The 2,253-nt window shown below is 47.5% G+C and carries 3 protein-coding genes; all 3 read left to right on the top strand.

Annotation, left to right across the window (positions count from 1 at the left end; translation table 11 throughout):
• Nucleotides 1–166 precede the first annotated feature (166 nt).
• The 3 genes from K1V27_RS22405 (at nt 167) to K1V27_RS22395 (ending at nt 2,177) form a co-directional block, all read left to right on the top strand.
• The gene (locus tag K1V27_RS22405; RefSeq protein WP_258931096.1) at nt 167–403 is read left to right on the top strand and encodes a hypothetical protein; all 237 of its coding nucleotides are present in this window, start codon (nt 167–169) and stop codon (nt 401–403) included.
• 326 nt (nt 404–729) lie between these two features.
• Complete coding sequence (locus K1V27_RS22400) at nt 730–1,695, top strand: hypothetical protein (protein WP_258931095.1); 966 nt, start codon at nt 730–732, stop codon at nt 1,693–1,695.
• A gap of 2 nt (nt 1,696–1,697) precedes the next feature.
• Entirely contained in the window at nt 1,698–2,177 is a 480-nt protein-coding gene (locus K1V27_RS22395; protein WP_258932510.1) for an amidophosphoribosyltransferase, read from the top strand.
• Nucleotides 2,178–2,253 lie beyond the last annotated feature (76 nt).

Below are 2,253 nucleotides of genomic sequence, written 5' to 3'. Positions count from 1 at the left end.
CTGGGGTGGTGAAAATCGTCCCTGATATGCTCAAATATTTCAACCGAGAATTGTTCCGAACTGTTGTTGTATTTTCAACATAACAAAGTCGATTGTGCGGGACTTTTTGAATAAATTCAAGTATGGATAGAATTTTAGGCTCTCATCTTTTAGGAGGAACCGATCCATGCTTGATAAGAACTCGAAATCTGAAAGTGATTGTTACAGAAGCCCGGCCCGCAAGCTCATCAAATTTTTTGAAGAAAGCCGTGACCAATGGAAGGCCAAATGCCTGAGCGCAAAGTACCAGATCAAATTGCTGAGCAACAAGATTCGGTACTTGGAGAAGCGCAAGGCAGATCTTAAAAAAAGGGTGAAGAAGCTTGAAAAGGAGCTCGAAGAGTTGCAGGAAAAAAAACGATAAGCATCCCTGGCTGTGAGAAATTCGACATCGTCCCAACGTTTCATACCTATTCCATCGCGCATATCTCTCTTTTCGTGGAGTTTGTTTTATCAGGGGGATCGAGTCTGAGAGGGGCAAGTCGGATTCTCAAGATCATTTCATCCTCTTTGGGACTCGGTAGATCGACTCCGTCCTGGTATGCGGGTCGGTTTTGGTTGCTTCGTTTGGGCTACTATAAGCTTGAGCGAGCAAAGGAGAAAGCAACGGACTGGATATGGATAGTGGACCACACCGTTCAACTGGGAAGTGAGAAGTGTTTAGTCATTGTGGGGATTCGCCAGAGTTCCTTGCCGGCTGTTGAGCTTCGCCTGACCCATGAAGATGTGGAACCGATTGCGTTGTTGCCCGTGACGCACTCCAACGGCGCCATCGTGTATGAACAGCTTGTTAAAACGATTGAGAAAACCGGGGTGCCTCGGCAAATCGTGGGTGATTACGGGCCGGACATAAAGTCGGGAATTGAAAGATTCTGCCGCCAGTACCAAAACACATGCTACATTTACGATATCAAACACAAGGGAGCCGTCCTGCTAAAGCGCGAACTTCAAGACGACGAAGACTGGATCAAGTTTACTCAAAGCGCCGCTCAGACTGCCAAGAAAGTTCAGCAAACGAATCTAATGGCGTTCGCTCCACCCAACCAGAGGAGCAAGGCGCGCTACATGAACGTGGATAAGTTGGTCCAATGGGGACAAGATGTGCTCAATTACTTGGATCGAGGAGTCAGCAATGATGGACTCGATCTCACCCGGATGAATGAAAAGCTTGGTTGGCTGCACGAATACCGTGAACAAATTGGTAGCTGGAGCACTCTGATGAATGTGGTCGAGAGTGCCGTTGATTTCGTGAGGTCCGTTGGAATCTACCGCTATTGCAGTATCGACTTGGAAACTGCTATCGAGGAATGCGGCAATGACGATCGAGCAAACCGGGTTCGCGCTGAATTGATTTGTTTTGTAGAACAACAATCATTAAATGCCAAACCAGACGAAGTTCTGCTTGGAAGCAGCGAAGTCCTTGAATCGGCTATTGGTAAGTTCAAGACCCTTGAACAAGATCAAGTCAAAAGTGGTTTTACATCCATGCTCCTATCATTTTCAGCTTTTCTATCGAAGACGACCCAGGACGCAATCCAAACAGCGCTTCAAGCAGTTCCAACTAAAAAGATCCATGAATGGTTCAAGGAAAAAATCGGTCAATCGGTTCAATCACAGAGAAAAGCATTCCTGAAAGTGGCGAGAAGTACGGAATAAAAATGGCATCAATTCTTACTCCAGGATTTGGGCATGATTTTCACCACCCCAGAAAGGAACTACAATTGGATCAGTCGCACCTATTATACCAACAGGAAGTTAGCGGGCTGTTCGGCATTCATAGCCATCCAGATGCCGCAAAACTGACCTGTTTTGGGCTCTATGCGCTGCAACATCGGGGGCAGAAGGGCGCCGGCATCGTCGTGAGCGACGGCAGCGAAACACTTCAGCATAAAGGCATCGGGCTCTTGCCCGAAGTCTTTACCGAGAAAGCTCTCGAATACCTCTCAGGGCACGTATCGCTGGGTACTGTCTGGAGCTCAATCAACAAAACAGACTCCACTTTGGACCTCCGGCCCTTTACAGCCTATCATAAGGGCCGCACCATATCAGTGGCCAATAACGGCAACCTGATCAATACTGGTCCTCTCCGCACGAAACTTCAGAAAGAAGGCGACATTTTCCACTCTTCCATATCATAGGGGACGCTGGTTCTAAAACAACTTTATATAGCGCTCGATATCCGGTAGCTCCTCCTGGCTGACCAGACGGTTAACT

Source organism: Desulfoferrobacter suflitae (genome assembly GCF_022603395.1).
GTDB lineage: Bacteria > Desulfobacterota > Syntrophobacteria > Syntrophobacterales > Syntrophobacteraceae > Desulfoferrobacter > Desulfoferrobacter suflitae.
This window is presented reverse-complemented; position numbering and strand designations above follow the sequence as displayed.